The organism is Streptomyces adustus (genome assembly GCF_009377175.1).
GTDB lineage: Bacteria > Actinomycetota > Actinomycetes > Streptomycetales > Streptomycetaceae > Streptomyces > Streptomyces adustus.
This window is the reverse complement of sequence record NZ_VJZD01000338.1, coordinates 1-8,309: the sequence shown is the minus strand read 5'-3', so window position 1 is coordinate 8,309 and position 8,309 is coordinate 1. Positions and strand designations below refer to the sequence as shown.

Genomic DNA, 8,309 nt, shown 5'->3' with positions numbered 1-8,309 from the left:
GGGCGGGCGGTGCCCGGTCAGTGCAGGTCGGCGGGTGCGGGGCCGGTGGCTGCCGGACCGGCGTCGAGGAAGCCGCCGGACTGGTGCTGCCAGAGTTTCGCGTAGGCGCCCTGCGACGCGAGCAGCTCCTGGTGGGTGCCCTGCTCGACGATCCGTCCGCGGTCGAGGACGACGAGCCGGTCCATGGAGGCGACCGTGCTCAGCCGGTGGGCCACCACCAGCGCGGTACGCCCCTCCATGAGCCGCCACAGCGCCTCCTGGACGAGGATCTCGCTCTCGGAGTCCAGGGCGCTGGTCGCCTCGTCGAGGAGCAGGATCGGGGCGTCGCGCAGGATCGCCCGCGCGAGGGCGACGCGCTGGCGCTGCCCCCCGGACAGCTTGACCCCGCGCTCGCCCACCATGGTGTCGAAGCCGTCCACCAGGGCGTCGGCGAACTCCGTGACGTGCGCCGCCTCGGCCGCGCGGCGGATCTCGGCGTCGGTGGCGTCCGGCCGGGCGAAGGCGATGTTGTCGCGCAGCGAGCGGTGGAACATCGCGGGGTCCTGCGGTACGTAGGCGATAAGGCCGCGCAGGTCGGCCTGGCGCAGCCTACTGATGTCCTGGCCCCCGATCAGGATCCGGCCCGCGTCGATGTCCGTCATCCGCAGCAGCAGCCGGGTCAGGGTGGTCTTGCCCCCGCCGGACCGGCCGACGAGACCGAGCCTCGTCCCGTTGGGCACGCACAGGTCGAGGCCCTCGAAGAGCGGTGCCGCGCCGTGGTGCGCGAAGGTGACCTTCTCGAAGTGGACGTCGGCGGGCCGGTCCGGCAGGGGTTCGGGCGTCTCCGGGTCGAGCACGGTCGGCGGGGTGAGCAGCAGTTCGGTGAACTGCGCGGCCTCGGTCAGCGAGCTCTCCAGGCGGCGGTAGATCTGGTTGAAGTCGAACATGATGCGGGTGGCGTTGGAGTAGTAGGTGAAGGTGACGACGACCGTCTCCACGTCGTGGCCGCCGCCGAGCGCGACCGCGAGCAGCAGGCCCAGCGCGTTGGTCAGCACGGACATCGGCGCGACCAGCGTGTCGATGCGCAGGTTGCCGTAGTCCCAGGAACGCAGGGTGAGCCGCCTCGACTCCGCGACGCGGGAGCGGTGTTCGGCGGCCTCGCGGTCCTCGGCGGCGAACGCCCGTACCGTGTCCATGTTCATCAGGCTGTCGGCGACATGGCCCGAGACCCGGGCGATCGCCTCCTCGCGCCGGTCGACGAGCTTCTGGCGGCGGCGGATCAGCGGGACCACGCACAGCGCCGTCGTCGCGATCATCGCCAGCAGCCCGACGACCAGCAGCGGTTCGTAGCGCCACAGCACCACCGACCCGAAGAGCAGGGGTACGAAGCTCCCCAGGACCTGGAAGGTCATGGTGTCGACGAACTCCTCGAAGCGGGAGGCGAAGCTCAGCACCCGCTTGGTCAGCGACCCGGCGAAGTTGTCGTGGAAGAACGCGGCGTCCTTGGCGAACAGTTCACCCATACCGACGACGTACAGGTGCTCGATGCCGAGCGCGTCGAGGCGGTTGAGACAGTGCAGGCCGATGCGCCACAGCGTCTCCGCGAACAGCAGGACGCCGCCGAAGGCGAGCACGTACGGCAGTGCCGCGCCGATGCCGACGCCCCCGTCACCGGCGATCCGGCCGACGAGCCTGGCGACGACCAGCGGCGCGATGTAGTTGAGGCCGATGTTGCCCAGTGCCGGAAGCAGCATGCCCGGCACCGCCAGCCGCCGGAGCCGGAGCGTCTCCCTTGCGTAGTGGCGAAGGGCGAGGAGCACCGGGCCCCTGCCCGGCCTGGCCTTGCGCGATTCGGGCGATCCCATGCCATCCTCGTGAGGTCCGGTCGGGCTGGTCAGGAATCGCAGTGTCCCGCGACGGACACGCACGGTCCAAGCGGTTTTTTCCGGACAAGGGCGACTGACGGACGACTGACGCCCTGCACACACCTTGTGCCGTTTCGCCTGGTCCGGAAGGTACCCTCTCCGAGCCTGGCGGGCGGACCGGTCGACGCGTTCACCGGGCCCGATCGGATCTCGCCGCTGGACGGTTCTTCACCACCGCGTCGAGCTCCAGGCTGAGGACCTGTTCGCCGTTCTGGTTGGCCAACTCGCCGTGAATCCGCGCCATCGCGTTTCTCACGCGAGGTAGCTCGGCCCTCCGTTCGCCCTGGCGCTCCGCCCACCCCGGATCGTCGGCGGTGAGCTCCTCCACCGCTCGCAGCCGGCCCGCCGCTGAGACGATCCTGAGCATCGACACCAGACACCTCCATCGAGGAGGACGTAAGCCTTCGTCGAAGCAGCTCGGACGGGCTCGTCGGGGGTCGGGGCGAGTGCGGCCAACACGTCGACGGCCTCGCTGATGCAGCGGTAGACCGTGCTCGTCCCGACCTCGAAGGGAGTACCAGAAGTTGAGTCACCCGTACGGCAGGCCCGGCGTGCAGCGGCCCGGCCGGGCCTGAAGCCTAGGATCCGACACTGGACTCAGCAGGGCGCCACCCACCCTTGACGCGTGTGGTCGGCCCCTTCCCACGACCGAGGGAGTCGCGATGTCGCACGGCTTCGGCAGAACCCGGTGGCGGCGCTTCGCGATGGTCCTGCTGCCCAGCGTCGGGGTCTGCACGGCCCTCGGCATCGCCATGGCTCAAGGGGCACTCGCCGCCTCGTTCCTCATCTCCGGCCAGCGTTTCCAGGTCACGGCCGACAAGCTGACCGTCCGCGGCCTGAGTATCTACCCCATGGTCGACGTGTCGAAGAAGCATGAACTCGTCCCCGTCCTGGTCACCGGATTCCGGCACGCGGAGATCAGCGGCCTGTGCCAGGCGGCCGAACTCGACCTCCCAGTGGTGGGCACCCACACCCTGACCCTGACCGGCAGCGACGAGCGCCCGACGGAAGCCACGAACATGTTCCTCGACACAACGTTCGAGGCGGCCGGCCAGGCGAACTTCAGGAACATCGACATCGGCATCGCGCAGGGTGAGATCACCAAGGGCCCGGTCGATCCGGGCGACCGGAGCTCACGTTTCTTCGACCCCAGCGGCTTCGGACAGCAAGCCTCGTCGGCCACCCTGACCGACGTCAGCGTGACCTCGGTCGCGCTCTCCGCCGCCACCTTCGACGTGCCCGGCCTGCGCGTACGGTTCGATCGCGGCCACCGCGACTGCCCCTGACCGCGGGCCCGCCCCGGCACGCCTTCGCCCCCCGGCACCTCGCACGGTTGCCGTCCGCGACCTCACCCCCGAGCAGGACTCGATGTTGATCCCCCGTTTCCTCGCCGGCCGCCCCGGCCTCCGCGCCACCGCGGCCCACTCCCGGCTCAGGTTCCGCGCCTGGCGTGGCGAACGCCCCTTCTGGGCCGGGCTGTTCACCATCAACGCGGGCCTGCCCATCCTCTACTGGCCCTACGCGCACCTCGACCTCGGCGGCATCCCACTCGCCCTGTCGACCACGTCCGGCGCCGGATCCTTGATCATCGGAACCCTGCTCATGGCCCTCGGCATCAGCCTCTGGCTCCGCCCTCACCAATGGGTGTTCGCCGGTCTCGCCACCCTCCTGCTCGCTCTCGTCTCCTTCCCCGTCGCGAACCTCGGCGGCCTGTTCCTCGGACTGTTCTCCGGCCTCATCGGCGGGTCCCTGGCCCTCGCGTGGCTCCCGCCGGATGCCACCGAGCCGGCCACTGCAACTGTCAGCCACACACCCGTGAGCGCCACGGCAGGAGACAACACCTTTGACACCTGACGGCCACCGCGTACCGCCCACCGCCGCCCTAGGCACTCACCGTCCGGCCAACCCTGCTCCGGCCGCTCCCCTGCGGCTCGGCCGTGTCCCGCAGCCCCTCGCCTGCGTACTGGCGGCAGTTGTGGTGCCCCTGGCTCTGCACCTGCCCACGTCCCGTCCCTCCGGCTCCCCCTCCCCTGTCAGCAGCGCGAACACGTCCACGGCACCGACATCGCCCGCCGTCCCCCCGCCGACGGCACCGAGCGGAACGGCAACCCCTGCGAACACTCTCCTGGGCGCCGTCACCGCTCCGTCGTCGCTCCCCACTCCCAGGGCGGCGCCGGTGAACGTGATTCCACCGTCCGTCGGCACCGGGCGAGCCGTCAGGGCCGTGGCACCAAGCGCCCCACTGCCGGTCCGGCTCGCGAACGCCTCCTGGCAGCTACGCGCCACCCGGCTCGTGCTCCGAACCCTCACCTTCCGCGGTGTCGTCACCGTACGCGGCAGGTCGGGATCCGTCCGGATGCTGCGCTTCACGGCACGGTCGGTGGACGCCGTCGGCCTCGACGTGACCGTACGCCAGGGCGGCACGACACTGCGACTGCGCGCCAGGGAAGCCGCCACATCCACCCTCGAAGGCCGCAACAACGGTGTGGTGACCCTCTACCTCCGTGAACTGACCGGCACCGTCGCGGCGCGCGCCGGTACCCCACTACCGCCCCACGGCGCCGTCACCGTCACACCCGACGCCATCCCGAACTGGCTCACGAATCAACCTGCACCCGCCCGGACGCTCACCCTGACCGGTGCGACCGCCTCACACCTCACCGCGTGCGACGCCGACCTCACCGTGCCAGGACCCCAAATCCGTGTTGGCGTGCGGTAACCCACGAACCCGGCAACCTCCACCTGTGCCACACCATCCGCGGGAGGACATCTGACGCACGGGTCCTGTCCGTGTCACCCGGCCACGCGGCCTACGACAAGCGCTGCAACCGGGGCCTGCGCGTCCTTCGTCTTCGGTCCGTATCGGACAACCCGCACTGAGCGTCAACTCGAAGTCGCCGGCTGAAGGACCGCTCCTGGTCTTCGGCGCCTGGCAGCAGGTCCGTCGCCCCAAAAAATCAGGGGCCGTTTCAGATCTCCTCTGAAACGGCCCCTGACCTGCGACTTCGTAAAGTCGGGACGACAGGATTTGAACCTGCGACCCCTTGACCCCCAGTCAAGTGCGCTACCAAGCTGCGCCACGTCCCGGTGCCTTCTGACCTGGGATTTCCCCTGGCCGAACACGCAGGAAAACAATACCGCACTCCGGTCGATGGTCGCGCACCCCTTTTATCCGGGGTCCATCTCCGCTTGACCTCAAGTTTGGTCGAGGTTGAAGGATCGTCCGTATGACGACCACCACGGAAGAACGCCGGACGTACGGCTATGCGGATCTGCCCCGGCTGATGGGGCTGATGACGGGCGACGAGAAGCACGGACCGGCCGCGACCTCCACCCTGGACGTGCTGTGGGTGCTCTACGACCGGGTGCTGCGGGTCGGTCCACGGAGTGCGCGGGACCCGGGGCGGGACCGCTTCCTGCTGTCCAAGGGGCACGGGCCGATGGCGTACTACGCGGTGCTGGCCGCCAAGGGCTTCGTGCCGGTGGACCTGCTGCCCGGGTTCGGCTCGTACGACTCGCCGCTCGGCCACCATCCCGACCGGGTGCTGGTCCCCGGGGCCGAGATCGGCAGCGGGTCGCTGGGACACGGTCTGCCGATCGGTGTCGGGACGGCGCTGGGGCTGCGCGCGCAGGGGCTCGACGAGCCCCGGGTATGGGTGCTGGTCGGGGACGCCGAGCTGGACGAGGGCAGCAACCACGAGGCGATCGCGTTCGCCGGGCCCGCCGGACTCGACCGGCTGCACACGGTCGTCGTCGACAACGCCTCCGCCACCCACGCCCGGCCGGGCGGGATCGCCGCGCGGTTCGAGGCGGCCGGCTGGTCCACGGCGACCGTCGACGGCCGGGACCACGCGGCGCTGTACGAGGCGCTCACCGCCGCCCATCCGGGACGCCCGCGGGTCGTGGTGGCCCGGGTCGAACCGAAGTACTCCTGAACCGCAGCTCCCTCGACTCGCCCAGGAACCCAGGAAAGGAACCGAGGCATCCATGGACACCATGCGCGACCGTTTCGCCCCCGTCGTCTCCCGGCTGCTCGACGAGGACCCGCGGGTCGCGGTCGTCCTCGCCGCGATCGGCACGGACAGTTTCGCGGCGGCGGCCCGCCGGCACCCGGACCGGGTGATCAACGTCGGCATCCGGGAGCAGCTGCTGATCGGCGCGGGGGCCGGTCTGGCGCTGACCGGCCTGCGACCGGTGCTGCACACGTTCGCCAGCTTCCTCGTCGAGCGGCCCTTCGAGCAGGTCAAGCTGGACCTCGGGCACCAGGACGTCGGCGCGGTGCTGGTGAGCGCCGCCGCGTCCTTCGACTGGCCGGCGGGCGGCTACACCCACATGGCACCGGGCGACGTGGCGCTGCTGGACACCCTGGACGGCTGGACCGTGCACGTGCCGGGCCACCCCGACGAGGCCGAGACCCTGCTGCGGCACGCGGTGGCCGCGGACGACGACAAGGTGTACGTACGGCTGTCCGCGCAGGCCAACGCCCGGGCCCTGCCGGTCGACGGGCAGCGCACGCACACCGTGCGCGAGGGCCGCCGGGGCGTGGTCGTCGCCGTCGGGCCCATGCTCGACGCGGTGCTGGCCGCCACCGAGGGGCTGGACGTCACCGTGCTGTACGCCGCGACCGTACGGCCCTTCGACGCGGCCGCGCTGCGCCGGGCCGCCGAGGGGGCGGCGGCGGACGTGGTCCTGGTCGAGCCGTATCTGGCGGGTACGTCCACGGCGGCCGCGAACGACGCCCTCGCCGATGTGCCCCACCGGGTCCTGGGCCTGGGCGTGGGCCGGCGGGAGCTGCGGCGCTACGGGACCCTGTCGGAGCACGTGAGCGCGCACGGACTTGACCCGCGCTCGCTCCGGGAGCGGATCACCGGCTTCCTGACCGGCGGGCGGGTGGCGGCACACGGCTGAAGCGTGCGGTACACGGCCGAAGCCGACGGCCTGCGGTGTCCGGGAGCCGCCCGGGCGTCGGTCAACCGCACTCGGGGCGTACGGGGGCGCGGTCGGCCGGTGCGGGCGCGGGGACGGGCGCGGGCGTCAGCCTCGTCGTGGGGGCGTCGGCACGGAGCAGACCGCGGATCGCGGGGACCGCGAGCAGGGCGACGGGGACGACGAGGCTGACCGCCGCGGAGACCAGCAGCACATGGCTCGCGCCGAGCAGCGACGCCGCGGGGCCGGCCAGCGCCTGCCCGACGGGCATCATGGCCAGCGAGCCGGCGACGTCGTACGCGTGGATGCGGTTGAGGACGTCGGACGGGACCTGGGTCTGCACGCTGGTCGCCCACATCACGCCCCAGAAGGACATGCCCGCCCCGGCGACGGCCGCGCAGGCCGCCATGGCCGGTATCCCGAGACCGGCACCGACCGCCCACGGGAAAGCGGCGAAGCCGAACAGGGCGACCGCACCGGCCCGCAGCATGCGGCGGGGACGCAGCCGCAGGGCGAGCAGCCCGCCGACGACCGTACCGGCGCCGAGGGCCGAGTTGACCAGGCCGTAGGCGCGGGGGCCGTGCTGCTGCACCACCTCCGTCGCCACCAGCGGCACGGTCGGACCCCAGACCGCGACCATGTACAGACACCAGATCGCGATCACGCCCCACAGCCAGGTGCGGGCCCGGAACTCCCGCCAGCCCTCGACCAGATCGGTCCTGAAGGTGGCGGTGGCTGTCTGGGACCTCGCGGCGGCGAGCGGGGGAAGGCGGAGCAGCAGCAGGCACAGGGCGCTGACCGCGTAGGTGGCGGCGTGGACGGCGAACACCGCGCCCGGCGAGGCGAAGCCGACGAGCAGTCCGGCCAGGGCGGGGCCGGCGAGCTGGGCGGCGGACTCGGCGACGCGTATGGCGCCGTTCGCGCCCTGGACGTCGGCGGCCAGCCGGGGCACGGTGCTGGCGACACCGGGCTGGAAGACGGCGGCGGCCACACCGTTGACGAAGCCGATCAGACAGATCTCCCAGAGCACCACATGCCCGGCGAAGAACAGGCCGGCGGCCAGTGCCTGGGTGCCCAGGCGCACCAGATCGGCGCCGATCATGAGGCTGCGGGTGTCGAAGCGGTCGGCGAAGACCCCGCCGAACACGACCAGTCCGGCGAAGGCGGCGGCCGTCGCGGCCATGGCGAGGCCGACCGCGCCCGCGCCGTACCCGTGCTGGAGCAGGCCCGCGGCGAGGGCGACCGGCAGCATGGTGTCGCCGAGCCGGGCGACGGCACGGCCGACGAAGAACAGGGCGAAGTCCCGCGACCGGAACAGCCCCTTCCGACCCCCCGGCGACGTCTTGCCGTACCCCCGCACGGCCGTCTCGCTCGTCCCTGTCGTCCCTGTCGTCTCTTCCGACGGCGGTGTCCCGGTCATCCGCTGCTGCGCCCCTCCCCGACGACATACGGGTGCCACGGGACCGGCCGGGGTGGGGC

General features: G+C 71.8%; 8 protein-coding genes, 1 tRNA gene and 1 pseudogene. 5 read left to right on the top strand and 5 right to left on the bottom strand.

The features are described from left to right. Positions 1 to 17: 17 nt before the first annotated feature. The 3 genes and pseudogenes from FNH09_RS42425 to FNH09_RS49270 all read right to left on the bottom strand — a co-directional run. Entirely contained in the window at positions 18 to 1,844 is a 1,827-nt protein-coding gene (locus tag FNH09_RS42425; RefSeq protein WP_152895198.1) for an ABC transporter ATP-binding protein, read from the bottom strand. Between the two features lie 190 nt (positions 1,845 to 2,034). Continuing rightward, positions 2,035 to 2,277, bottom strand: a complete 243-nt coding sequence (locus FNH09_RS42420; protein ID WP_152895197.1) for a hypothetical protein — start codon at positions 2,275 to 2,277, stop codon at positions 2,035 to 2,037. Positions 2,278 to 2,285: 8 nt separating this feature from the next. After that, positions 2,286 to 2,414 (bottom strand): annotated as a pseudogene (locus FNH09_RS49270) (IS5/IS1182 family transposase); the annotation flags it as partial. 152 nt (positions 2,415 to 2,566) lie between these two features. On the opposite strand from FNH09_RS49270, the gene FNH09_RS42415 reads away from it, so the two are divergent. The 3 genes from FNH09_RS42415 (at position 2,567) to FNH09_RS42405 (ending at position 4,623) form a co-directional block, all read left to right on the top strand. Then, complete coding sequence (locus tag FNH09_RS42415; protein WP_152895196.1) at positions 2,567 to 3,190, top strand: DUF6230 family protein; 624 nt, start codon at positions 2,567 to 2,569, stop codon at positions 3,188 to 3,190. An 82-nt stretch (positions 3,191 to 3,272) separates the two neighbouring features. Continuing rightward, on the top strand, positions 3,273 to 3,758 hold the full coding sequence (locus tag FNH09_RS42410) for a DUF6114 domain-containing protein (RefSeq protein WP_152895195.1): 486 nt from the start codon (positions 3,273 to 3,275) through the stop codon (positions 3,756 to 3,758). 370 nt (positions 3,759 to 4,128) lie between these two features. After that, positions 4,129 to 4,623: a hypothetical protein gene (locus FNH09_RS42405; protein ID WP_152895194.1), complete on the top strand. Its 495-nt coding sequence runs from the start codon at positions 4,129 to 4,131 to the stop codon at positions 4,621 to 4,623. Positions 4,624 to 4,917: 294 nt separating this feature from the next. Here FNH09_RS42405 and FNH09_RS42400 read toward each other — a convergent pair. Further along, positions 4,918 to 4,991 (bottom strand) — tRNA-Pro (locus FNH09_RS42400). Between the two features lie 140 nt (positions 4,992 to 5,131). Between FNH09_RS42400 and FNH09_RS42395 the strand changes: the two genes are divergently transcribed. Next, positions 5,132 to 5,839 (top strand): thiamine pyrophosphate-dependent enzyme, encoded by a 708-nt coding sequence (locus tag FNH09_RS42395; protein ID WP_152895193.1) that lies wholly within the window; start codon positions 5,132 to 5,134, stop codon positions 5,837 to 5,839. A gap of 52 nt (positions 5,840 to 5,891) precedes the next feature. Continuing rightward, the gene (locus FNH09_RS42390) at positions 5,892 to 6,812 is read left to right on the top strand and encodes a transketolase family protein (RefSeq protein ID WP_152895192.1); all 921 of its coding nucleotides are present in this window, start codon (positions 5,892 to 5,894) and stop codon (positions 6,810 to 6,812) included. A gap of 61 nt (positions 6,813 to 6,873) precedes the next feature. Here FNH09_RS42390 and FNH09_RS42385 read toward each other — a convergent pair whose 3' ends face one another. Beyond that, the gene (locus FNH09_RS42385; RefSeq protein ID WP_152895191.1) at positions 6,874 to 8,250 is read right to left on the bottom strand and encodes an MFS transporter; all 1,377 of its coding nucleotides are present in this window, start codon (positions 8,248 to 8,250) and stop codon (positions 6,874 to 6,876) included. Positions 8,251 to 8,309 lie beyond the last annotated feature (59 nt).